Below are 23,631 nucleotides of genomic sequence, written 5' to 3' on the forward strand. Positions count from 1 at the left end.
ACGCAGCCGTTTGTCGTCAGGCCCAGACTTTCCGGTATAGATCAATAATTTCGGTGTGATTTGGCACGCGCGGGTTGTTGTCTGGAGAGCCAGAAGCGAGAGCCTGTTCAGCCATCAGGGGTAGCAGGCTGTTCCAGCGGCCTTCCTCAAGCCCGTAGGCGGCGGGGGAGGGGACATCCAACTGTCGATTACGTTCACGAAGTGCTGCGACAAGTGCAGCGCAGGCAGCACCGTCTTCCGTACCCGATGGCACAATACCCATCACGCGGGCACAGGTGGCATAACGCGCTTGTGCGCCGGTAACAGACCATGCCGTTATTTCCGGCAGCAACATGGCATTTGAAAGCCCGTGCGCGACATGGAAATGTGCGCCAATAGGGCGGCTCATACCATGCACAAGGGCCACCGATGCGTTGGAGAACGCCATTCCCGCTTCGAACGCACCCTGCATCACCTGCTCGCGCGCGTCACGGTTGGAGGGTTCTGCACAGGCGATGGGTAGGGCGTACCAGATACGCTTCATGGCTGCCAGCGCCAGAGCATCGGTAAAAGGGGACGCGCGTTTGGACACATAGGCTTCAAGTGCGTGGGTTAGCGCATCAATGCCGGTATCAGCCGTGAGACGGCGCGGCATGGTCAGGGTCAGTTCATAGTCGACAATGGCAATGTGTGGCAGATAGGCATAGCCTGTACACAGCATTTTCTCGTCGGTTTTTTCGTCAGTAATGACCGTGACGCGCGTGGCTTCAGATCCCGTGCCAGCAGTGGTGGGAATGGCGATAATGGGTAGGCCTGCCTCATCCTGCACGTGCGGCACTTTCAATTGTGAAGGCATGCCACCGTGCTTGGCGAGCACCGCTACCATTTTGGCGGTGTCAATCGGGCTGCCCCCGCCAAGGCCGATCACACAGTCATAAACACCGCGCTTTAACGCAGCGAGCGCGGCGTCAACTGATGTGACCGTGGGGTCCGGCACAGCATCCGGGAAAGCGCCAGACTGAATATCCGCTTCAGCCAGCAGCGCCTGCACCCTATCCAGAAGGCCGGATTTGGCCATGAATCCATCGGTAATAATAAAGGGGGCGGAAAGCCCGGCCTGCTTCAATGCGGTGGGAAGTTCGTTCAGCGCACCGCCTCCAATACGTACCAGAGAGGGCAGATAAAGTGCTGTCATAGCCTTTTCTCCTGGGAATGGTTACGGCGTGAGCCGTTCCTTTCCGGCTGTTGTTCTTGTCTGAGTAGTGAACGCGCAAAAGGCATCACTAGAAAATCAGGAGATTTCGCCCAATTGGTGTGCAAATCTGCACATAAGCACCGATAATCAAGGATTCTTATCCCATGAAACGCAGTCTGGACTGGAGAAATCTGCAGTTTTTCCTCGCTGTGGCGCGCTCGGGTTCACTATCAGAAGCGGGACGTTTATTGGGCGTTGATCACGCAACTGTGGGCCGACACATTGTTTCTTTGGAAACATCGATCGGCAAAACTCTGTTTGAACGGCATCTGCGCGGTTATGCACTGACACGCTACGGGCAGGACCTGTTAACCACAGCGGAAGCCATGGACCGCGAGGCAACACAGGTGGCACAGGCGACCAACCCGGCTCATGGGTTGACAGGCATTGTGCGGATCAACGCGCTTGAGGGGTTTGCTAATTTCTTTCTGGCTTCCCGCATTGGTCCGCTGATGACGGATAATCCTGCCCTGACGATTGAAATTCTGACTATACAGCAGATTGTCGCGCTCTCGCGTAGGCATGCTGATATAGCCATTACCGTGATGCCTTCAGTGGATGATCGATTTGTCTGCGAAAAGCTGACGCCCTATTATTTGCGCGTTTATGCTACTCGTGCATATCTTGATCGGGAAAAAACCATCAGAAGGCTGGATGATTTTTCATCACACCTGTTTGCAGGCTATGTAGATGAAATGATTTTTATGCGGGAGTTGGACTATCTGGGGCATCTTGGTGTCTCGCGCAAGATGGTGCGAATTCAGAACTCAAGTGTGCAGGCGCAAATGGAAGCCGCTTGCTCCGGTTTATGTATGGCAGTCCTGCCTACCTTTGTTGCTGCAACGCGGCCAGAGTTAATTGCCGTCTTGCCTCATCAAGTAAGGCTTGAACGCCATTACTGGCTGATTACCCGCGCTGAAGAGCAAAAAACTGCTCGCATTGAGCAGGTATGTAGCTTTATACGGAACGAAGTTCAGAACAGTGAAACCCTGTTTGCATTGTAAAAGAGAAATACATCATAGGATCATTTGATAATATTATTACGTATTTCAGAAATATCTGAATAGCGGAAAAAAGGGCAGATATACCTAGAAAGGAACGATTGATGCTGCGTTCTTAGACGCTACGTCAAGAACTGTAACTGTCTTATCTGTTGTCCAACGGGGATGGAGCAATCATCGCTGAAGCCGAGCAGAGTGGCAGAGAGAGACAAATGAGATGGATAGCTCTCGGACGTAAGTAGCTGCTTGCCATTACTGGAAAATATCAAAGTTGGCAGCGGAACGAGGTTGACCAAGGAGAATTCATTTCGAGCTTTGCCTCGTCAAGAATCAATGTTCCTCCATGCCCTAGTACAATCTGCCGGGCGAGACTGAGACCGATACCGTTGCCGTTTGGTTTGAACGACACGAAGGGTTGGAAGATACGCTCCCGCTGTTCAGGAGTAACGCCGTGACCATTATCACGCACAACAATGCTGATTGATCCGGAGCGTTCTTCTACGGCAATCTGTACGAACGGAGAGGGCTGCGCAAGAGCAGCTTCAGCCCCGTTATTCAGTAGGTTGAGCAGCGCCTGCTCCATTTGCGCTTTATCCAGCCTGACTATTGTTCGGACAGATGGCAGATCTAACTGGAGCTCGACACGCCCGGTCCATCGAGCTCTGAAAAGTCTTGCTGTTTCTTGCAGGAGTTCGCCAAGATTGACAGGTTTTAGTTCGGGTGCGGGCAGCCGTGCAAGATCTCGGTATCCCCGTACGAACCGATCCAAGCCATTCGCGCGCCGACGGATTGTCGCAAGCGCATCAGATATAAGCGGTTTCGTGTCTTCCGTTGTGTCTTCAGAAAATAGCTCTTCTGCAGTTGCTGAAAGTGAAACAATTGGCGTCAGGGAATTCATGATTTCATGGCTGAGGATCTGAAGAAGATCGCGCAGAGCCTGAGCCTCAGCAGCATTGAGGCTCGCCTCCACGTCCGTCAGAGCGATATAAGTCACGATACCAACCGCGCCACCTCCCTGACCAATTGATAGTGCATAAACATGAGGCTTTCCGCCTAATGGAGGCGTCAGACGGATCATCTTTTTTTCTGGCCCTGACATGTTATTCTCAAGAGCCGCCAGAAGTGGCTCTGGTGGTACGAGAATGGGACCGTCAGTTTCAAACAAGCGACGTGCAGCGCGATTGGCGGCATGCAACGTGCCATCCGCGCGCTGGAATAGTAATGGTACCGGCGCGTGGTCCAGGAGCGCCCGGTTGCGGAGTTTCTCACGATCCGGCGGGTGTACTATCGACGGCTCACGGCGTTGAACACGACGTAACATTTCGAGGTGAGTGACAACCAGTGAAGTTGCACAGAAGGCGACAATACAAACCAAAAGGACGGCCGTTGCAAAAAATCCCTCTTGCCATATAGGTTCGATCAGGAGGCAGGCGAGAATAATACCAACCAGCCGCCCCATCACGCTTAGTGCATTACGCATTTACAGCCCGTACCGCGCCATACGGCGATAGAGCGCAGGACGTGTCAGCCCCAATTCTCGGGCAGCTTTTGTCACGTTGAAGCTGTGGTTGCGGAGTGCTGTCTCGATAAGGGAGCGTTCCGCATCGCGTAATGTTGGTGTGCCGTCGCCGGAGGCATTTGGGGATTCCGATGGCGTCTCCCATGTCCCCATTAACACCGCCCGTTCAATTGTAGCCCGTAAGGACCTGACGTTTTGAGGCCACAGTCCCGCTTGTAACGCTGCAAGATGCCTCGGCTCCATGACGGGTTCGGGTAGGCCATGACGGGAAGCAAAATAGCGCAGGAAATGCATGGCCAACGCAGGAATATCATCTGGCCTTTCATTCAAGGGTGGAATGACAAGCGTAACCATTCCCAAGAGGAGCATCAGCCGAGGCTCAAGTTGCGCTTCGAGCGTTTTTCGATCCTGCGAGGTCAAGGCGATAACACGAACAGCCTCACCTCCATCAAGACGATCAGCCAGTTGACGTTGCAATGAAGGAGCCAATGCTTCGACATCACGAAAAATCCAGGTGCCACCACCTTCTGGTAGCCTGTTGCATTCCTCAGCATAGATCATCCGTATTGGACCGGTATTGCGGGACAATGCATGGATGCGCTGTGCCAACACCGTTTTACCCGAACCCGACGGTCCACAAATGATGAGCGGTGCGCGGGTCGGTGCCAACCGATCAGCCTCCGCAACGATCCGCTTCATGTCTGGGGACGCGATGATCAGGATTGATTCGGATTCCGCCATCGTTTCGCTCTTGCGACCATCAAGGATCTTGTCGACTAGATTTCCAAGACGGTCATTGTTCCAAGGCTTCATAACGAAGTCGCATGCCCCGGCGCGCATTGCCTCAACAGCGATTGTAACCCCGCTGTGGCCCGTCACAACCACAACAGGCAGATCTGGCCTAAGAATGAGGATATCCTTCAGCAGCGCGAGCCCTTCGGCCCCGTTTGTCGCGCCTTTGCTATAATTGAGATCCAACAACACAAGATCAAAAGAGTGGATAGCAAGTTGTGTCAGGGCCTCTTGCGTATCATAGGCTGACAGCATTTTGATCCCGCGCCGACGGAAAAGGAGACGAGCGGCGGCCTGAACATCCTGATCGTCATCCACGAACAGCAGAGATGGATTTGAGCTATTTTGATGCAGGATGTCCTCCGCTGATTCGTTGTGAAATGTATTCATTGTCCTCTTGACAGACTGCTAAAGGGTGTCCGTATCCGGACAGTGTGTCCGATTTCGAACGGGCGCGTTGTAATGACGAAAAATTATTCTTATTTTACAATTAGATAGTGTTCATATCCCTCATGATACACTGTTTTTCAAGAGGAGAAACAGTGTATGGATCAATCGATCCCTGACAATCCAGTAACTGCCGAAACACCACGCGCTATCCCGGGGGCTGGGATGGATCGGGCTGTGCGTCCCTCGCGGCAAAAGCTCCTGTTCCGGCGTGCGTTACGATATGGCACCCCTATTGCCATGGCGCTGTTCGTTTGGGTGGGATGGCGGCTGATCCCTGCGTCAGGCACGCTTTCCGTTCCGCAGACGCAGCTTTCCATCGCAACCGTTCATTCTGCGCCCTTCCTAGATTATCTGCCCGTCCGAGCAACGGTCGCTCCACTGAATGTTACCTTCATTGATGCCATACAGGGGGGTGAGGTCTCGGAAGTTGTCGCGAAAGACGGCGCATTGCTGGAAAAGGGCAATGTGCTGGCGCGGCTCACAAATCCACAACTCCAACTGGATGTCACTTCCCGCAAGGCACAGATAGCCAGCCAGCTTGGCGCTGTGAGTGCCCAGCGTCTTACTTTGCAACAGACACGCACAACGGAAGAAACACAACTCGCCGAAGCCCGGTACAATCTCCTAAAGGCCCGGCGTGAGCTTTCTATCAGAGAACAGTTGCGCGGACAGGGGTTTGAATCTGATGCCAACGTTCAATCTTACCGTGACGAGGCCGATTATTATGCCCAGCGTCTCAAGAGACTTGAAGGAGCGTTGGTGCAGGATGTTAAGGTTGCTGATCGTCAGGGGCTGGAAATAGATGAAGAAGCGCAGCGTTTGCGCTCCAATCTGGATGTTGTGGAGGCGAGCCTTGATGCGCTCGTGCTACGCGCACCGTTGTCGGGACGGCTGACCAACTTTGAACTTCAGCCGGGGCAGTCCCTCAAGGCAGGTGACAAAATCGGTCAGATTGATAGCGAAGGACTGTATCGCCTCGACGCGGATATTGATGAGTTTTATCTCGGGCGCGTTGCCGTGGGTGAACGAGCTGACGCTGATCTTGGTGACACAAAAATTGCCCTGACCGTCTCGCGCGTTCACCCGCAGGTAACAAACGGCCAGTTCCGGGCGGAGCTAACCTTTGACAAGCCACCGCCAACAGGCTTGCGGCGTGGTGAGAGCATTGATCTGCGCATCACACTTGGCGAAACACATCGTGCGCTCGTGCTCCCTAATAGTGCGTGGCTGGAAGCGAGCGGTGGCTCTTCAACTTTTGTGGTTGCTTTGAACGGTCGTACGGCGGATCGGGTGAGCATTACCTCAGGGCGACGCAATCCTGATCAGGTCGAGATAACCGACGGTCTGCATGAAGGCGATCAGGTGATCGTTTCTTCTTACAATTCTTACAAAAATTTCAACCATCTCGCGATTAAATAAGTGCAGGAGCACAGATATGCTGATTGAACTTTCGCACATCCAGCGTCTTTATCGGTCCGATGAAGTGGAAACCACAGCTTTGCAGGATATCGATCTGCGGATTGATGCGGGGGAATTCGTCGCAATCATGGGGCCGTCTGGCTGCGGAAAATCGACACTTCTGAACATTCTCGGGACAATTGATCGCCCAACAGGTGGATCCTATCGTTTTGGCGAGTATGAACTGACAGCATTGAATGAGGCTTCCCTCGCTAAATTCCGGCGCGAGCATCTAGGGTATGTCTTTCAGAGTTTCAATTTGATTGACGAGTTGACGATTGAGGAAAATATCGAGCTCGCTTTAATCTATCGCAATATGCCAAAAGCAGAACGTCGCACGCGTGTCGCACAGGCTATGGATCGTGTCGGCATTGCGCACCGGGCGCGGCATTACCCATCACAGTTGTCCGGCGGCCAACAGCAACGTGCAGCCATCGCGCGCGCGGTGGTGGGTGAACCGCGCCTTATTCTGGCCGATGAACCGACCGGCAACCTCGATACAGAAAACGGTGCACAGGTCATGGATATTCTTCAGGGCCTTAATGACGAAGGCGCGACCATTATCATGGTCACGCACTCGCCCAGCCACGCTGATCTCGCGAAGCGGCGGATCGACATGCTCGATGGGCAGGTTGTTGTTTCGGTGCGGAACGCCATCTGAAAGGGCAAAATCATGTTGAGCACGGTCACAAAAAGCGTTTTACGGCAGGCGTACCGCCATCCGCTGTATGTCGGTCTCAATGTGTTTGGGCTCGCACTCGGAATTGGCGTCTTTCTGACACTCGCCCAGCTTGTCCGGTTTGAATACAGCTTCAACACCAATTTTGCTGATGCGGACCGGATCGTGCGGATAGACGAACGTTGGTCAGAGCCCGGTACAACGCCATATGAGAGCGCTGATACAACTTTCCGCGCCATTCCATTTCTCAAACAGGACTTCCCACAGATTGAAGAGGCAATTCCGTTAATGGGCACGACGGTGCGGGTAGAGCGGGAAGGGCATTTTATCACATTCACCGGGAAGATGACGGACCCTGCATTCTTTCGTATTTTCCCGCTCCCATTGTTGCACGAAAACACGGGAAAGAGTCTGACAGAACCGGATAGTCTGATTCTCTCAAAAAGTGCAGCACTAAGCCTCTTCGGGACCATCGACGCGATTGGTAAAACAGTTACCATTAATCAGAGCGGCGAGAAAAGCACCCATGTTGTTACGGGAGTTCTGGCAGCAATCTCCGGACCCGGGCTTCTTGATGGTGTGGAGATGATCCTTCCGATACCACCGCAGATGAAAGAGAAAAGATCCTGTTTTCTTTTTTGGGGAAGTAGTTGCAGCAAGGTTTTTTTGAAGCTGAAAAACAAGAAAGATATCAACGCGCTTCGTGACGGTCTGCCAAATTTTGTCGAACGCCGGGCCAGTGGTGGCGCAGATGACCGTATCTCGCTCGGGCCCCATCCTGAAAAGGTCTATGCACTTTCAGCAATCCTGCTTCGTGATCTGCATTTTCACGATGCAACCGTTCAGGACGCAGATGATGGTGTCAACCAGAACGTTGTTGACAGCATTGGTCTGATTGGTTTGCTGGCATTACTCCTTGCCTGCGCCAATACCGTTAATCTGGCAACGGCACGCGCTGGTATGCGCGCCCGGGAGGTTGCACTACGTAAAACGCTCGGGGCTTCACGTTCGGCACTTTTCACCCAGTTTATGGGAGAGGCCCTTCTCATATCCCTGATAGCAGGCGTCGTCGGTATGGCCGTTTGCGAAGTGCTAGTTCCCATCATGGCCAGTATGACGGGTGACGCTATCCACGTGGATTACGGTTTCATCTTATGGGCTCTCCCGCTTATTATTATTGGGTGTGGCCTCGCTTCAGGCGTGTACCCGGCGTTAGTTCTGTCCGGTTATCAACCAGCAACCATTTTGGCTGCCACAAGAATGCCATCGGGCGGGCGCAGGGCCGCAATGTTACGAAATGCTCTGGTTGCCGGACAATTCTCGATCGCCGTCTGCATCGTGATTTGTACGCTTGCCATAGACCAACAGACACGTTTTCTCCGCACTGCTGACAGAGGTTATGTCAAATCCGGTTTGTTGGTCGGTCAGCAAATGGAGACTGAAGATATCGGACTTCAAAGACGAATGTTCGATATGCTGCGGGGTGTGCCCGGCGTGACATCCATTGCGTTCGGAGAATTGGAACCAGACCCTCATAGCCAGACGCGGACCAACTTCGCCTATAATAGTCCGGGTGGTGCTGTGGAAGCCCAGTTACTACAAGACCGGATATCGCCTGGCTACAGGGAAACGTATCGTCCTCGTGTGCTTGCCGGTCGATGGTTTGATTCTGCGCATGGGCAGGATGATTCTCCATTACCGGGAGAGAGTGCAAACACCACGCAAAATGTCATTTTGAATGAAAAAGCTGTGCGGGCTTACGGATTTAGCAGTCCAGCCGAGGCGATTGGCAAAGTTTTGCATATGGACAAGACACAGTACGAAATAATTGGCGTGATCAGTGATATCCGTTTCGGTTCGCCTCGTGAGACTGTTCCACCGGAAATACTGACTTTTTCAACGCTGACGCATCGTGGTTTTGATAACCCTGTTCCCGCCGTGCGGTTCAAAGATGTGCCGCGCTCTGTCATGGCCGAACGGTTCAATCGGGCCTGGCGGACGCTCCGGCCTGACATTGCCAGCAACTTTGTGCCCGCCGATGAATTGATGGAACCTTACTACGCCGGAGATGAAAGGCGAGGGCACCTTTTTACGATGGGAGCTGTAGCGGCCCTTTTTATCGCCTGTCTTGGCCTTTACGGCCTGGCAGCCTTTGCCGCAGCACGGCGCTTTCACGAAATTGGTATTCGCAAAACATTAGGAGCCACAGCCCCCCAAATTATCCGGCTGCTTGTGCACGATTTTCTTAGGCCGGTGCTGTTGGCGTGCCTGATTGCCTGCCCTGTGGCGTGGGTTCTCATGCGGCAATGGCTGAGCGAATTTGATGAACGGATTGCTCTTAACCCAGCATATTTCCTGATCGGCATAAGCGGGGCAATCATCATCGCCGTACTGACTGTTCTCGGGCAGACCCTGCGCCTTGCCCAAGTAGAACCGGCGCGTGCGTTGAGGGCGGAGGGATGATCATGCGACCGTTGATCGCTTTATCTGTCCTGTTATCAGTCCCTGTCTCGGTAGCTCAGGCCCAAAGCCTTCAGGAGGCTCTGGCACTGGCTTACCGGAGCAATCCAACCCTTATGGGAGAGCAGGCCAACCAGCGTGCCGTGACAGAAAACTCTGCTCAAGCGCGGTCAGGCTGGCGCCCCACTGTCTCAATCAACATGGACGCCAGCTATCAACAAGGGCCGTATAGTTCCGCCTATGGCCTTGGTTCGGTGACATCTAACGCTGCCGAGGGTTATCTTTCGGCAAGGCAGACGCTCTATTCGTTCGGGCATGTGGCCAATCAGGTTCGAGCGGCTGACGCACGTTCCCGGGCCGAAGGGCATGCTCTCAGGCTGACGGAAGCACAGGTCTTTACCCGTGCAATCAGTGCGTACATGGATGTTCTTCGTGACCGTTACGTGCGGGATGTGCGGCAGGCGGATCTGAATATGCTCCAACGGCAGGTCCAACTGACCACATCACGGTACAATCTTGGCGGCGCACCCAGTGAACAGGTGACAAAAACAGACGTGGAGCAAGCCGAAACACGTCGTCGTTCGGCGGAAGTCGCGCTGACACAGGCGCGTGCCACACTGGCAGCATCTGAAGCTCTTTTTGAAGCCGTTATTGGTGTGCCCCCAAGGAAACTGACAATGCCCGATGGGCTGCCCGGCCTGCCTACGAATATCGATCAATCCTTGAAAATGGCTATCACATTCAATCCGCAACTGGCCCAGATGAAAGAAACCCGAGCCGCGACCCGCGCAGATATTGATACCGCGCGTTCTCAATGGGGGCCGCAAATCGAGGTTCAGGGCACTTTCGGCACTATTGGACCGGCATCCCCGTTTCGCGGGCGAGACTATGGCGAGCAACTTGCGGGTACGGTTTCCCTGGTCCAACCGCTGTACAATGGGGATTTATACAACTCCCAGATCAGGCAGGCTCGCGATATGGATGAGCAGGCGCGACAGAATGTCGAAGCTGCGCGGCGTAATGCTCTTCAAAACGTAGTCACGAACTGGAAAGCTGTCGAAAACGGCATTCAGGCAATTAAATCCGGGATGGCCGAAGTACAATCAGGCGAGATGACTTTAAAGGGCTATCAACTCGAATATGGCTATGGACTGCGCAGCACGACAGATGTGCTCTATGCCGATGAAAATCTTCGTTCTGCCCAAGTGGAACTGGCCTCCAGCCGCCACGACACAATCGTAGCAGAAGCCAATCTTCTCTCGGCCATAGGTCATCTTCAGGCAGCGGATCTTCTCCCAACCATGCGTCATTACGATGCTGAGGCAAAATTTCAGCACGCTCGAACCCGTGGTTGGGATCCACTTCAAGCCCCTGTTTCAGCACTCGACCGTACAGGCTGGTAAAGAAGAGAAAACGAATTATGTTGGTAGATATTTTTACGTCCACACTTCGTACTCTTTCGCGGCACAAACGCTATACATTTCTCAATGTTTTGGGCTTGGCGCTCGGGATCTCGGTATTTCTCACGATGGCTCTGATCGTTCGTTATGAGAATAGTTACGATGCCACCGTTCCGCATGCCAGTCAGATTTTCCAGATCGATGAGTTTTTTCATCCGTCTGGCCATGAGACCTCGGAAAATGAAGCAGTCAGTTTCGTGCCGTTTCCCTTCATCAAACAGGACTTTCCAGAGATTGATGCTGCCATAAGAGTGATGCAGATACCTCTCGTGGTGCGCGTTGGAAGCAAGCTGGCACAGGAACAGGTGACGATGACAGACCGGAAGTTCTTCTCGGTTTTTGACCTGCCTCTTCTTGCCGGAGACAAGGCTACGGCTTTGGATGGTCCCGGAAAAGTCGTGATTTCGGCAGAGAAGGCGCGCAAATATTTCGGTACCGAGGAAGCACTTGGCAAAAAACTCCGGGTCGACAATAGCCAGAGTGAAGCCATGGTAACTGGTGTGCTGGCACCAGTTACCCCGAACCAGACAATGCGGTTTGATATTGTGGAAGTTATTCCCAGTAACTGGTTCTCCAAGCCGGCATTCACAAACTGGGGATCAAACTGGGGAACGATATGGGCTCGGATTGACAATCCGCAGGCGGTTCCCCGTATCAATCAAGAGCTTGCCCGTTATCCTGTTCTTCATCCAGGCAACTGGAGTAAAGAGATGATCCGGGAGGTATTCGGCAATGGAGGCATGAAACTGATCCCGTTGCCCACTGTCCATTTTCATAATGCTGCGATTGGGGAAGGGGGTAACAGTCTGGCTCTTGTCAGCATTCTGGGATTTATTGGCTTGGCCGCATTAGCCACGGCAGTCATCAACTACGTCAATCTAGCAACGGCACGCTCCGCATTACGCGCGCGTGAAGTCGCGGTACGAAAGGTACTCGGGGCAACGCGGTATAATCTGATCATCCAGTTTATGGCAGAAGCTTTCATACTGGTTGCATTTGCCGCCGCATTTGGCGTTGCCCTGACGGAACTCTCTCTGCACTGGGTCAATACATGGAGTGGATGGAGGCTTTCGCTGGATTGGGGCTTCGTGCTTTGCATCAGCATCGTCGTTATCCTGCTAACGGGAAGCCTTGCCGGAATTTATCCAGCTCTGGTAATTTCGTCTTTTCAGCCTGCTGCTGTTCTTGCGGCAAGCAAGACACCTGCTGGTGGCCGGGTGGAATCTACGCTGCGTTCTGTACTTGTTCTCCTACAGTTCAGTTTTGCTATGACTTTGGCCATCTGCACTTTGGTCATGAGCAATCAGGCTGCGTATGTACGCACTCTTAATCGCGGGATGAAACAGAACGGCCTCATTGTCATCAGTGCTCTTAACGATGCCTCCCTTGCAACGCGCCAGAAAGAAATTGTAGCGCGTTTGGCCAGTGTCCCGGGAGTGAAGATTGCCACACGTTCCGATATTTTCCCTCATCACCTTCTGAATAACGATGACTGGACCCGCGTGGGGCAAACGCAAAAGCATGCCATGCATTGGGGGAAAGCAACGCCTGGTTATTTTAATGCCATTGGTGCGCGGCTCATCGCTGGACGTTTCTTTGATACGCAGCATGGACAAGACTATGTTTTAAGCGATCGTGGAGCAGAGAATGGGGCCAGTATTATTCTGTCGCGTCTGGCGGCAGAGCAGTTCGGATTTTCTTCGCCCCAAGACGCCATTGGTCAGGAGCTTCGGGAGGTGGGACTCCCCCAAACATATCGGGTCATTGGGGTTATTGATGATATCCGTTTTCGGGGCGCGAAAAGCCGCATGGCACCTCTTCTATATTTTGGAACATCTGGGCCTGTCTCCTATGTGGGGGCGCTTGTGCGATATAGCGGTGCGTCAGAACATGTTGAGATGGACCGTCTGGCAAAAGCATGGGCAGAAATCGCGCCGGACGTCGCTTTCTCGGCTGAAAGCGCATCCGACATTTTTGCAGAGGATTATCGTTCAGATGCCAGCCATAGCCTACTTTTCGGTATCGGGTCCGCGGTTGCCTTAGGGATAGCCAGCCTTGGCCTGTATGGACTTTCTACCTTCAATGTTTCACGCAGAATGCAGGAAATTGGCATTCGAAAGGTTCTGGGGGCGCAGACGCGGGACGTTCTTTGGCTGTTGGTGATGCAGTTTCTACGTCCGGTTATGATCGCCAACTTCGTGGCGTGGCCGGCAGCCTATCTATTGATGCAGGTATGGCTGGCAAGCTTCGATGAACGGATCGCTCTGACACCACTGCCGTTTATCATTGTAACGTTGGGAGCCCTTGCTATTGCGGTTGCAACTGTCTTGGGACAGACTTTACGGGCAGCTATCCGTTCGCCGGCGATAGCCTTAAGGCAGACTATCTAAAGCTCGCATGGCCGAAGAAAGTATACTCCTCCGCCTGAGGGTGCTCATAACAGCAATGTCAGAGAGAGTTTGATTGTTCAGTGCCTATTCTATTTTCTTCCCTTCAGAAAGCAGATTATCACGACATTTCTTTTGGAATGAATATTAGGGGAAGCTCTTTCATGGTGTGGCATCTTACTTCGAAAGTTGACGCGCTTCCTATCACCAACACAACGGCGTCATCATATGTGGGAAAGTATTTATCTTGTTGGCGGAAGCAACACTCTTATGAACGCAACTTGATTATGACGGTGATTTTAATCGCATCGTAGGTATGAAGGTGATTTTAGAGGAATTCTAAAATCTTTCCTGTTCTAATGGGTGATCTTTTGCTCTCAGGACACGTCCATACGAAGATGCTCCAAATTCTTTGGAATACCCCCCTTCATTCCATGCAATTTTGCCGCAAATCATGACCTTCTTCACGACATCGACCGGGCGGTTAACAATCTGCCTGCATCCGAATTGATTACGATAAATGAAGTAATAGGTGCTTTCTGGATCCCATTGCGCAAGAGCCACAGGATCGATCAGACAGAGATCTGCCTGTGCGCCAACCCGCACTCTTCCGGCATTGATCCCGAAGAATTCGGCCGGAAGAGCTGTTAAGCGGTGAACAGCACAAGAAACCTGCTGCAATCCTTCCCGTTGTGCAATTTTCAGCGCCCGCAGGTTTCCATCATAAAAGCCGATATTGGCAAGGTGTGCACCGCTATCGTTAAATCCGGGAAGCGTTTGATCGTGAAAGAGCAGTTTCCTGAGAGTTTTGCTATTACGGTTCGCGAAAGTTGTTTCCCAACGTAAATCCGTATCCCATTCTCGTAACAGATGTAGGAAAAACGTGGCATCATCTGTTATCGGATTAGGAAAACCTGAAAAAAATACCGCCTCAGGTTCATTGGCTGGTCCACGCTGGCCATGAGATACTTGGCTGGCCAAAAGTCTACGATAAGGAGCTTCCAGCGTTTCTCCGACCCAGTTGCCAAGAGGGCATTCTGACACAATCATGTCATCTAGGTTGCGAGTAAGCACAATATCTTCCTGACGCAGCCGGCGACGTAGTCTGGCAAGTGACCAGCCATTTTTGCCCTTGAGCCACATCTCGCGGAACGATTTGACCCAATCAGGATCATTCATGACCTGTAACCGACCTTGACGATCATCAAGCTCCAGTTCGTTGAGAGCGCGGAATGCTGGGATTTCATCTGCAATCGGGTTAATGGCGCCGTCACTCCATATTCTGAAAGATGACGACAATGCCTGAAAACGCAACACTCCTTTCATTATCCGGGAATTCAGCATCGAAGAGAGGAGGAGACACAGATACATGGCGGACCGATTGGTCTGCAAGTCAATCGCAGCCAAGACAGTTGTGTTGAGAGGACGATGGTACAGACGTCCGCAGGTCAGCATGAAACTACGCACTGCTGCAACGATGTTGTCTTTAGGCGGAGTTGCCTGCCAAACACGACCGTAACATCGCACAATATTTGTTAGTCGACGAAGCTCTTTAAAACTGGCATATTGCGTTGGAATTTTTTTCTTCTTGTTGGGGTTATTGGCAAGAAAATGAAAAGGGAGTGCATCGGTAGAAAAGCCTGCATAGCCTTGCAACATCCCGGCTTCCAGCAATTGCTCCATGCGGGCAAGTTCCTGCCTGGTCGGATGGCGTGTTACAGACTCGTCTAACCCCATGACTTCAATCCGGAGCATGGAATGGGGTATTAGTGGCACGACATTGGGGCCTAGCGGAAGACTTTCCAGATGATCAAGATAGCCCTGTGAGTCTGACCAAACGCACATGTCCGCAACACGGCTGAGGACTGACTTTGGCATATTCTCGACACGTGCGAAGCAATCAACGATCGGATTCTCTCCGTTACGACGCTGATGACCGTATGTCACGCCAATGGAGCAATTGCTCATCACGACCGTTGTGGTGCCATGCCGCACAACCTCTGGCAGTTCAGGAGCAAGTTCAACTTCCAGATCCAGATGGGTGTGGATATCCAACAATCCTGGCATCAACCAGAGTCCCCGACATTCGATCTCGGCTGTCTCCTCGGTGGCCTTCAAGTTACGTCCAACTGCGGTAATCTTACCGTCCGTAACGGCAACATCTGACACAACAGGTATACTTCCGGAGCCATCAAACAAAATGCTGTTTCGGAAAATGATATCAACCATATGTGTCCCCTCAAGCAGTAAATAGAGACACGCAGAATATATTGTGCGTGTAAGATTTGTTCTGCGACCACCTGCGTGATTACAACAATTGGGAGGCAGAAGGGTTCCAGAATTCTGATTTTGATGGATAAAATTAATGCTAATTATGGATTTATATTGGGTTTTTTATACACGTAGAAAGACTTACACAAACAGGGTGGTATCGGCTTACTACAAAGCCCAACTCGTTGTTGAATGGCAAATATGACTGCCTATCGCACCAATCCACCGATACCTTCCCGCAAAAAAGTGCCTTATCGGGTCAGATATCTCCCTTGAGAAGGATAATCCTATGGACCGTATACAGCCATTTTTCCTCTTGCTGCGATGAAACTGGCCACATGGACGAACTTTGCATTTTATGATCTGGCAGGAACTTAGACCATGGAGAATTAATTGTTTGACTATGGTAAATTTTTTCCTCTGCATTCCATCAACTGAGAATTTGGTTAGGGTGAAATTACTCAATATAAAAGCACAAAATGTTCGGACACATAATACAAACGTTTCTATTTCATATTATTCTCACAAAAATTATATTGGGGAGCATAAACCAATATATAAATATCACAGAGTAATTTAAGATTCTTCCCGCACTTCATTGAGTTCTATTTGATGAAATCATGTTGTAAACGAGGAAAAAGAGAAGAAGGCACGCTCCGGCAGGAACGAGCATTGGCAGATCAGCGCTTCCAGTCCAGTGACGGACCCATGCTACCAGATTTTGACCAAGAAATGCTCCCAAGCCTCCTACCGACGTGATGGTGGCTATACCTACCGCCGCCTTAGCATCTTTCAGGAATCTGGAAGGAAGAGCCCAAAGACAGGGAAGTAAAATATAAATGCACGGGCCACCCAGACTTAGCAACGCGAAGCGATATGCATTATTATGTATAGAGACTGACAGTATAAAGCACATCATTCCAAAGACAGATGCAGCAAGCATTGCATAAAGGGGGCGGTCTCCTTTTCTGACTGCAGGAACTAGAAAAATCAAAGCTAAAGTCGCTAAAAAGTATGGTATTGCGTTTAGAAATCCGTTTTCTGTATATCCTACACCAAATTCATTTACCAATGATGGTAGCCAATAACTTAATCCATAACTTGCGATGGAAATTAGCATGAAGCAAATTGCAAGTTTTATGACTCGGATATCGAATATGACACTGAGGGCATTTGTATTCTGGGAATCGTTTTGAAGAACCTTCTCTTTTTCAGAAGCAAGAGTGTCGATGAGCCATTTTTTCTCTATATTATTTAGAAAATTTTGATTTTCAGGCCGTTCTGGAAGAAAGAAAAAAACCAGAATGGCTAGAATAATTGGAAAAATTCCTGTCACTAGAAAAATTATTTGCCAACCTGCCAGAGACGCGAAACCATGCTTACTCAGAAGCCAGCCACAAATTGGTCCGCTAAGCATATTGCCAACACTACTGGCTAATGTGAAGTATCCCATCATGCGAACACGATGTTGGGCAGGAAACCATAATGATAAGTAATATATTATCCCTGGATATAGCCCAGCCTCTGCCGCACCTAACAAAAATCTTAAAATATAAAACATGAGGGGACTGCTTGTAAAAGCGAGCAGTATTGTAATGATTCCCCACGATATTCCAATTCTGGCAATCCATCTGGATGCACCAAATTTATGAAGTAATAAATTACTTGGAATTTCAAAAATCATATACCCAATAAAAAACAGTGATGCACCAGAAGCGAAGACTGTTTCACTTACATGCAGATCAATCATCATTTGTAGTTTTGCAAATGCAATATTCTGACGATCTATATAGGCTCCCAGATAACATGCCGTAACCAAAGGCAAGAGCCTACGGGCAACTTTATTTATAACTGCAAGTTCATCAACGGGTATATCTGACATATTTCCCTCTATTTTTATTTTATTGCGAGGTTTCGTATCGTGTAACGAACTGTTTTTTATTTTCTGGCAGCATAGAGTTAAACGTATGATGAAAGAAAGAGTATTAATCTTCCTAAACCGTGGTTAGATTTGTATGTCTTTTTCTCTCTAACGTCACGCTTTTTAAGCTTGTAGAACGGTCTTTCGGTGGTGGGCGGCTCCAATTAAACCAATATCTTTTCTGGTGAGCCAGACAGACAAGTATCATTACCAGCCAGATACAGTTCTGAGACTACAACTTGAGCATGCTACGTCTTTACTTAGCACCCACTCTGTCAAAGGTTTTACGCTATCAGAATAAGCGGTATGACTGAAACACACATTGTTTCGGCTTGCGCGAATGGGCCGTTTCATTCAACAAGAATGAATGCCTGAGTCCGTCAATGCATACGCTGTTCGCATTCAACGTTTTCTGAGCTCTTAATGTAGATGGGGCTTCCGTATTACTGCTTGCCTCTCTTGCGGCTCTGGCCGGATGGCTCTGATTACGGTTTTTTCTCCAAGGTGGGAGCCATTCTTTGTTCGATAGAAAAGACTTGGGATGAGAGATTTGCCTCCAACACGCACATTCTGCGTGTCCAGATCATAGCTTAATTATGAGCCTAGCTCTGCAAATGTGCCTCAACCGGCAACCGGGGCGCAGGACCTACCGCAGAACCATAGCCAATACGGCCTAGCATATGAATACGGGCGGGGGCTGATACGCCCAACGCGTTATGCATTTCGTCTACATAAGGAACAATTTCGGGAAAATCCTGAAGCGCCTGACTATGAGGTTCCATATCAAGCCCCAATGCGATTGCTTGCAGATGAGCCCGCACCCAGTCTCGTCCAGCGTCGAACATGCCCTTGCGGTCAAACTGAGGGGCAACAATCCATAAATGAGCCAAACCGGTCTGTATTGCCCTGCGATAAGCTGTGCGATTGACCTTAAACTGGACACTGTTCGGGTCTGACAGCGTCTCGAAAGTAATGGGACCCGCGGCTTTTTTCAGAGCAGTATCCGATACATAAGGGCCATAGGGCGCAGCGGCGATCGCGGTATTACCGATATGCGTGACGCGCGCCACCTCAAGGCGTGTGGAAGGGGAGGAGATCATCCAGACATCCCACGCGCGCATGGTAATGTCCTGTATTTTTGTGGCTAACCCCGGTTCCAGGTTAAGATGCACGCGTTCAGGTTTGCGCGTGGCCTTCCGAATAGCCGTCAGTTGCTGAATACTGACAGACCGGGCCAGATCGAACGGTGTTCGGTTGGTATGGCGCTCAAGAATATGGTCCAGCAGCGGGTCACGGCGCGGGGTCTGTCTGTGCAGGGTGAATATGGCAATCGGTCGGTGATCCAGAACAGGCCAGGGTTCGCCTTCAGGAAAGAGCCCCATCTCGACGGCATAACCTTCTGCCTCAGCAGCCATGATGAGGAGTTCGGAAAAAGTACCGAACCCTACGGTGAGTTGCCGATCCGGCATATCAGAGGCGGCTAGACGACGTTCACCTCCATTGCGCAGTATGATATAATTATCGCCGTGTAGTTCACACACCCACGGCTGAAGATTCTGCGGGTTGGGTGCAAGGATCGCGTGAGCTATGCCGCGTAATCGAGGATCGTGATGATGACGCAGAGCCTCTGGCGACCAAGCAGCCCAAGGGTCACCTAAAGGGAACACAGGAGAGGCTGCGCGCCCAGCAGATGGGGAAAGGGGCCCTATGGCCATCACGGTCGTAACGCCCGCTATGGATCTAAGAAACAACCTGCGTTGAGGATCTACGAGCATCTTGGAAACCTTACGATAAAAGCCTCATATTTATCGCCTTACTTCGATTGTTTTTTATGGAATCAGTTTGCGCTCACGCATCCTGTTCAGATGGGCCAGCAGCACATCGTCTGAGCGTCGCATCATGCCGGGAAATCCTGCCTGCCGCGCCTTGGTTACATCGAAGATCGCATCTTTCTCGACATGGAAGATGAAGTCGCCGAAGCCACCAAGTGCAAGCCGGTCCGTATCCGTCTCGGCCAGACCTTCCCGGGTAGCAAGTTGTGCCCAGACGGGTTTGAGAGCATGTACGCGCTGGGCTAGCGAGATTGGTTGCGGTTCTCCCACATCCAGTCCGAACCATTCCGCCAGTCTGGGCCAGACGTAGCACCAGCGAAAGACGTCACCATTAGTAATGTTAAAGGCACCGTCCACATCTTTTTCGGCAGCCCACAATGCGGCCTCGCCCAGCACTTCAGTGCTGACAATATTGACCAGCGCGTTACGATAGGCAGCCTCCGGGCCGGGAAACTGCATGGCAGTCTTCGTCTCTCGACACAGAGCGCCGTATAGCCCAATCAAATTACCCAGATTCATGGAAGAGCCCAATGAATGACCGATGACGATATCGGGCCGTAGAGCGGTCCATTTCAGCCCTTCGCGTTCCTGCGAACGAGCAAAGTCCTCATGTCGGAAATAAAGATTGGGCGGGAAGTGGCGGCTGTCGTCCTCTCGGGCTGGTGTCTTGTAAACACCCAGATGGGCGCCATAAACTTTGCCACCCTGAATGAAGATAAGCCGTTGAAGAGACGCTCCAGATTTTCTGAGGGCTGACACAAGGTTTTCCAACATCGCGGCATTCTCATCCGCTTCGATACCTGGATCTGGGTTTGGCTTGAGAGCAGCATAAAAAAGATGCGTAACTCCCTTCAAAGCATTACCCTGCGAGGTCAGACTTTCGGTATCCAGAAGGTCGGCACTGATGTGAGTGCCACTGCCGGGTCCTTTCGGTGCACGGCTGAGTGTGGAGATAGTCCATCCCGCATTCTGAAAAGCATCAAGCGCTGCGAGGCCAACGACCCCCTGGGCTCCGGCAATCAGGACATGTTGAGCACTCATGACGTCTCCATAGATGAGGTCTTCTCTGCCGAGGCATGACGTTATTCCGTCGGCAGCCAAAGTAAAAACAGATCAAAATGGTCTGACTGATTATGATTTTTTGGCGTATAAAGAAGAATTGACTTTGGAGTGAAGGCATTATGCACTTTATATGCATGATGGACGTCCTTGCTCATATCCGTATCTTTCTTGACATTGCTGATAACGGTAGTCTGGCCGCTGTGGCACGCGCGCGGCGTCTTGCTCCCTCAGCCGTAACAGCCAGCCTTCGGCGTCTTGAAGAGTATGTTGGCGCAAGGCTGGCGCTTCGGTCCACCCGAAGGCTGTCACTGACCCCGGAAGGCGAGCAATTCGCGCGGCAATGCCGCGAACTGCTTCTGACGCTGGATGACGTTATTGATCAGGCAGGAGGAGACGGCCCCCTAAAGGGTGTTATCCGGATCACCTCCCTGAGCGATTTCGGGCGCACCCGACTGTGGGAAGTCATTGACGGTTTCATCGCACACCATCCGGCCGTGCGTTTTGACCTTTCTCTAAGCGATGACGTAACCGATCTGATCAAGGGTGGTTACGATCTGGGCTTACGCACCGGCCCGTTGTCGGACTCACGCCTGAAGGCCCGCCTGATCATGCGTGGAGGACGGTCAGTCTGTGCCGCGCCATCTTACTGGGCCATTCACGGCAAGCCTGACCGCCCGGAGGATCTCGCCTGCCACAATTGCCTCGTCCTCTCACGCAAGGGGGATCCACAAAGTATCTGGCGTTTTCACGACGGCAGCACTCTGGTTTCAGTGAATGTGTCTGGTGATAGAACAGCCAATGATGGTGCCTTGCTGCGGCAATGGGCTATTGCTGGCGCTGGTGTCGTGCTGAAGACGGATTACGATGTCGCTGCAGATCTGCAAGCAGGACGGCTGGAGACGGCATTGGACGCTTTCAAGCAGGACGATATCAACATTTATGCCGTGCATGCTGCTGGTCAGAATCTTTCACGGCGCGTGCAGGCCTTTCTGGATTATCTCGTTGACGTCTGCTGAGGGGAGGGATCAATATCCGGGCCTCATGGGGGACGGTTACTGTGGGACGTTTTTCTCTAACATCAGGAAACAGGCATGTTGTTTACCCCCTATCGCCTTGGCGAGCTTGCATTACCTAATCGGATTGTCATGCCGCCGATGACGCGGTGCAGAGCGGGTGACGGTGACGTTCCCACAGCGTTGATGGCTGAGTATTATGCGCAACGAGCAAGTGCCGGACTCATTGTCAGCGAAGGCACACCCATCAGTCCACAGGGGCGCGGTTATGCGTGGACGCCAGGAATTTACAGCGAGGCCCAGATAAACGGTTGGCGACTGGTCACGGATGCAGTGCATGCGAAAGGCGGGCGTATTTTTGCTCAATTATGGCATGTAGGGAGACTGTCTCATGTGTCCCTCCAGCCGGGGGGTGCTGCACCTGTTTCGGCTTCAGCTATTCAGGCCGAAGGAGTGAAAGTCTATGTGGATCTTAACCATAAAGGCGCAGCTTCGGGTGCCGGACAGATGGTGCAGAGTTCTATGCCGCGCGCCCTGACGGTTCCCGAAATCCGCCAGATCATCGCCGATTACGCGCAGGCTGCGCGCAATGCGATTGCGGCAGGCTTCGACGGTATCGAGCTTCATGCGGCTAATAGTTATCTTATCAGCCAGTTTATCTGCTCGGAATCCAACCATCGGGATGATCAGTATGGCGGAAGCCTCCGCAACCGGCTGCGTCTGCTTGAAGAGGTGACGGAAGCAATGATCGGGGCCATAGGCGCACGCCGCGTCGGGGTGCGCCTGGCGCCGCTTACGACCCATCAGGGCACGCGTGATGCCACGCCGCAAGCCACCTACGTTGCGGCGGCAAAACTGCTGGACGATCTAGGCGCTGTTTATATCCATATCGCAGAAGCGGATTGGGACGATGCACCGGACATGCCCGTGGCGTTCAAGGAAGCTCTTCGGATCGTCTATCGTGGAACGATGATTTATGCTGGCCGTTACACGCAGGCGCGTGCTGAAGACGCATTGCGGGCTGGATGGGCCGATCTGATAGGCTTTGGTCGTCCGTTTATTGCCAATCCTGACCTGCCTTGGCGGCTGGAACACGGGGTTACCTTAAACCCCGTGCGGGAAGACTATTATTACGGTGGAACGGAAATTGGCCTGACGGATTACCCGTTCGCCCAGGCTAAGGAAGGGGGAAATGCATGAAAATCGGCTTTGTCGGACTTGGCGCCATGGGGCATGCAATGGCGGAGCGGTTGCTCAAAGGTGGTCATACTCTCATCGTCTATAACAGGACACGTAGCAAGGCAGATGATCTGATCGATCAAGGGGCTGTATTTGTCGAGACACCTGCAGACGTTGCCCGTCAAGCTGAGGTAACTTTCTCGATGTTGTTTGACGACGCAAGCACGGAAGAGGCGACGTTTGGCAAAGACGGTGTCGCAACAGGGCTGTCTCAGAACGCAATCCATGTCTGCTGTAGCACCTTGTCTCTGGCGCAGGCGCGCCGTTTGCGAGATGGACACGCCGAGCGAGGCCAGACTTATGTGAGCGCCACCGTGCTGGGGCGCCCGCCGGCAGCTGCGGCGGGAGAGTTGTTCGTCATCACGGGAGGCGCAGAGGAGGCGGTGAAGCACCTGCGCCCGCTACTCGAGTGTTTTGGAACCCAGATATTTGATGCCGGACGGGACCCTGTGCAAGCCAACCTCGTGAAACTTTCTCTCAATTTCATGATTTACTCCACGATTGAGCAGATGGCAGAAGTTTTTGCGCTCAACGAGAAGGCAGGAACAGATCCGCGCAAGATCTTTGAAATCATGACCAATAGTTTTTATACGGCACCCGTTCATAAGAATTACGGCAAGCTGATGGTAGAGCATGAATACGATCACCCAGGCGCCCCGCCGGTAACACTTGGCCTCAAGGATATGAAAATGTTTCTGGAAGCTGGCGGCGACTATGACGTTCCGCTGCCTTACGCTTCCGTGGTGCGGGATCGTCTTCTAAGCGCTATCAGTGCAGGCGACGCCGATCGGGATTTTGTGGTGCTTATGGAGCGGGCTCGGCAGGATAGCGGGCTGAAATAATCATGGTTTGT

16 protein-coding genes are annotated in these 23,631 nt (G+C 51.9%); 9 read left to right on the forward strand and 7 right to left on the reverse strand.

The genetic code is table 11. The annotated features are described in order from the left end of the window. Nucleotides 1–16 precede the first annotated feature (16 nt). On the reverse strand, nt 17–1,174 hold the full coding sequence (locus tag ASN_RS16230; protein ID WP_058988820.1) for an iron-containing alcohol dehydrogenase: 1,158 nt from the start codon (nt 1,172–1,174) through the stop codon (nt 17–19). Between the two features lie 164 nt (nt 1,175–1,338). Here ASN_RS16230 and ASN_RS16235 point away from each other — a divergent pair, with 164 nt between their 5' ends. Next, nucleotides 1,339–2,238, forward strand: a complete 900-nt coding sequence (locus ASN_RS16235) for a LysR family transcriptional regulator (RefSeq protein ID WP_058988821.1) — start codon at nt 1,339–1,341, stop codon at nt 2,236–2,238. A gap of 262 nt (nt 2,239–2,500) precedes the next feature. Here the strand turns inward: ASN_RS16235 and ASN_RS16240 are convergent, their stop codons facing one another. Beyond that, a complete protein-coding gene (locus ASN_RS16240) occupies nt 2,501–3,715 on the reverse strand; it encodes a sensor histidine kinase (RefSeq protein WP_058988822.1) in 1,215 nt (404 codons plus the stop codon). Beyond that, nucleotides 3,716–4,936, reverse strand: a complete 1,221-nt coding sequence (locus ASN_RS16245) for a sigma-54-dependent transcriptional regulator (RefSeq protein ID WP_058988823.1) — start codon at nt 4,934–4,936, stop codon at nt 3,716–3,718. A gap of 156 nt (nt 4,937–5,092) precedes the next feature. Between ASN_RS16245 and ASN_RS16250 the strand changes: the two genes are divergently transcribed. From ASN_RS16250 to ASN_RS16270, 5 genes are all read left to right on the forward strand, one after another. Next, entirely contained in the window at nt 5,093–6,415 is a 1,323-nt protein-coding gene (locus ASN_RS16250) for an efflux RND transporter periplasmic adaptor subunit (RefSeq protein WP_231948282.1), read from the forward strand. 16 nt (nt 6,416–6,431) lie between these two features. Beyond that, a complete protein-coding gene (locus ASN_RS16255) occupies nt 6,432–7,115 on the forward strand; it encodes an ABC transporter ATP-binding protein (RefSeq protein WP_058988825.1) in 684 nt (227 codons plus the stop codon). Between the two features lie 12 nt (nt 7,116–7,127). Next, complete coding sequence (locus ASN_RS16260; protein ID WP_058988826.1) at nt 7,128–9,596, forward strand: ABC transporter permease; 2,469 nt, start codon at nt 7,128–7,130, stop codon at nt 9,594–9,596. Nucleotides 9,597–9,598: 2 nt separating this feature from the next. Continuing rightward, nucleotides 9,599–10,996 carry a TolC family outer membrane protein gene (locus tag ASN_RS16265; protein WP_058989416.1) on the forward strand — a complete coding sequence of 466 codons (1,398 nt, stop codon included), beginning with the start codon at nt 9,599–9,601 and terminating at the stop codon, nt 10,994–10,996. A gap of 125 nt (nt 10,997–11,121) precedes the next feature. After that, nucleotides 11,122–13,443, forward strand: coding sequence for an ABC transporter permease (locus ASN_RS16270; RefSeq protein ID WP_231948283.1), 2,322 nt, complete (start codon nt 11,122–11,124; stop codon nt 13,441–13,443). Between the two features lie 336 nt (nt 13,444–13,779). On the opposite strand, the gene ASN_RS16275 is transcribed toward ASN_RS16270, so the two are convergent. From ASN_RS16275 to ASN_RS16290, 4 genes are all read right to left on the reverse strand, one after another. Beyond that, nucleotides 13,780–15,669, reverse strand: a complete 1,890-nt coding sequence (locus tag ASN_RS16275) for an N-acyl-D-amino-acid deacylase family protein (RefSeq protein ID WP_058988828.1) — start codon at nt 15,667–15,669, stop codon at nt 13,780–13,782. A gap of 637 nt (nt 15,670–16,306) precedes the next feature. Further along, complete coding sequence (locus tag ASN_RS16280; RefSeq protein WP_231948284.1) at nt 16,307–17,593, reverse strand: MFS transporter; 1,287 nt, start codon at nt 17,591–17,593, stop codon at nt 16,307–16,309. Nucleotides 17,594–18,234: 641 nt separating this feature from the next. Further along, a complete protein-coding gene (locus tag ASN_RS16285; protein WP_231948285.1) occupies nt 18,235–19,347 on the reverse strand; it encodes a nitroreductase family protein in 1,113 nt (370 codons plus the stop codon). A 114-nt stretch (nt 19,348–19,461) separates the two neighbouring features. Further along, complete coding sequence (locus ASN_RS16290) at nt 19,462–20,505, reverse strand: SDR family oxidoreductase (RefSeq protein ID WP_058988831.1); 1,044 nt, start codon at nt 20,503–20,505, stop codon at nt 19,462–19,464. Nucleotides 20,506–20,660: 155 nt separating this feature from the next. Between ASN_RS16290 and ASN_RS16295 the strand changes: the two genes are divergently transcribed. From ASN_RS16295 to ASN_RS16305, 3 genes are all read left to right on the forward strand, one after another. Beyond that, nucleotides 20,661–21,542: a LysR family transcriptional regulator gene (locus ASN_RS16295; RefSeq protein WP_058988832.1), complete on the forward strand. Its 882-nt coding sequence runs from the start codon at nt 20,661–20,663 to the stop codon at nt 21,540–21,542. A 75-nt stretch (nt 21,543–21,617) separates the two neighbouring features. Next, nucleotides 21,618–22,739, forward strand: coding sequence for an alkene reductase (locus tag ASN_RS16300; RefSeq protein ID WP_058988833.1), 1,122 nt, complete (start codon nt 21,618–21,620; stop codon nt 22,737–22,739). Beyond that, entirely contained in the window at nt 22,736–23,620 is an 885-nt protein-coding gene (locus ASN_RS16305; RefSeq protein ID WP_006557213.1) for an NAD(P)-dependent oxidoreductase, read from the forward strand. The genes ASN_RS16300 and ASN_RS16305 overlap by 4 nt, the downstream gene beginning before the upstream one ends. The last annotated feature ends 11 nt before the right edge of the window (nt 23,621–23,631 follow it).

The sequence above is a fragment of the Acetobacter senegalensis genome, from assembly GCF_001499615.1.
Lineage (GTDB): Bacteria > Pseudomonadota > Alphaproteobacteria > Acetobacterales > Acetobacteraceae > Acetobacter > Acetobacter senegalensis.

Excerpts from the sequence above, each read along its gene's own strand:
- ASN_RS16245 (WP_058988823.1), bottom strand. The coding sequence starts at position 4,936 with ATGAATACATTTCACAACGAATCAGCGGAGGACATCCTGCATCAAAAT.
- ASN_RS16235 (WP_058988821.1), top strand. The coding sequence starts at position 1,339 with ATGAAACGCAGTCTGGACTGGAGAAATCTGCAGTTTTTCCTCGCTGTG.
- ASN_RS16275 (WP_058988828.1), bottom strand. The coding sequence starts at position 15,669 with ATGGTTGATATCATTTTCCGAAACAGCATTTTGTTTGATGGCTCCGGA.
- ASN_RS16285 (WP_231948285.1), bottom strand. The coding sequence starts at position 19,347 with ATGGCCATAGGGCCCCTTTCCCCATCTGCTGGGCGCGCAGCCTCTCCT.
- ASN_RS16290 (WP_058988831.1), bottom strand. The coding sequence starts at position 20,505 with ATGAGTGCTCAACATGTCCTGATTGCCGGAGCCCAGGGGGTCGTTGGC.
- ASN_RS16230 (WP_058988820.1), bottom strand. The coding sequence starts at position 1,174 with ATGACAGCACTTTATCTGCCCTCTCTGGTACGTATTGGAGGCGGTGCG.
- ASN_RS16265 (WP_058989416.1), top strand. The coding sequence starts at position 9,599 with ATGCGACCGTTGATCGCTTTATCTGTCCTGTTATCAGTCCCTGTCTCG.
- ASN_RS16280 (WP_231948284.1), bottom strand. The coding sequence starts at position 17,593 with ATGTCAGATATACCCGTTGATGAACTTGCAGTTATAAATAAAGTTGCC.
- ASN_RS16295 (WP_058988832.1), top strand. The coding sequence starts at position 20,661 with ATGATGGACGTCCTTGCTCATATCCGTATCTTTCTTGACATTGCTGAT.
- ASN_RS16300 (WP_058988833.1), top strand. The coding sequence starts at position 21,618 with ATGTTGTTTACCCCCTATCGCCTTGGCGAGCTTGCATTACCTAATCGG.
- ASN_RS16305 (WP_006557213.1), top strand. The coding sequence starts at position 22,736 with ATGAAAATCGGCTTTGTCGGACTTGGCGCCATGGGGCATGCAATGGCG.
- ASN_RS16255 (WP_058988825.1), top strand. The coding sequence starts at position 6,432 with ATGCTGATTGAACTTTCGCACATCCAGCGTCTTTATCGGTCCGATGAA.
- ASN_RS16250 (WP_231948282.1), top strand. The coding sequence starts at position 5,093 with ATGGATCAATCGATCCCTGACAATCCAGTAACTGCCGAAACACCACGC.
- ASN_RS16260 (WP_058988826.1), top strand. The coding sequence starts at position 7,128 with ATGTTGAGCACGGTCACAAAAAGCGTTTTACGGCAGGCGTACCGCCAT.
- ASN_RS16270 (WP_231948283.1), top strand. The coding sequence starts at position 11,122 with ATGGCTCTGATCGTTCGTTATGAGAATAGTTACGATGCCACCGTTCCG.
- ASN_RS16240 (WP_058988822.1), bottom strand. The coding sequence starts at position 3,715 with ATGCGTAATGCACTAAGCGTGATGGGGCGGCTGGTTGGTATTATTCTC.